The 395-nt window shown below is 66.1% G+C and carries 1 protein-coding gene; it reads left to right on the top strand.

Going from position 1 to position 395, the window contains the following annotated elements; translation table 11 throughout:
* Positions 1-395 (top strand): DNA-directed RNA polymerase subunit beta (locus tag V5E28_RS49220; protein WP_442946027.1); only part of this gene is annotated, 395 nt, incomplete at both ends.

Below are 395 nucleotides of genomic sequence, written 5' to 3'. Positions count from 1 at the left end.
CACGCCAGGTCGACCGGCCCGTACTCCATGATCACCCAGCAGCCGCTCGGCGGTAAGGCCCAGTTCGGTGGCCAGCGCTTCGGTGAGATGGAGGTGTGGGCGCTGGAGGCGTACGGCGCCGCCTACGCCCTGCAGGAGCTGCTGACCATCAAGTCCGACGACGTCCTGGGCCGCGTGAAGGTCTACGAGGCGATCGTCAAGGGCGAGAACATTCCCGAGCCCGGCATTCCGGAGTCCTTCAAGGTGCTCATCAAGGAAATGCAGTCGCTGTGCCTGAACGTCGAGGTGCTCTCCAGCGACGGCATGTCCATCGAGATGCGCGACACCGACGAGGACGTCTTCCGCGCCGCGGAGGAGCTCGGCATCGACCTGTCCCGGCGTGAGCCGAGCAGCGT

It is taken from the genome of Nonomuraea sp. LPB2021202275-12-8 (assembly GCF_037044575.1).
Lineage (GTDB): Bacteria > Actinomycetota > Actinomycetes > Streptosporangiales > Streptosporangiaceae > Nonomuraea.
Note: the sequence above shows the minus strand (reverse complement) of the source record. Positions and strands in the feature narration are given on the sequence as shown.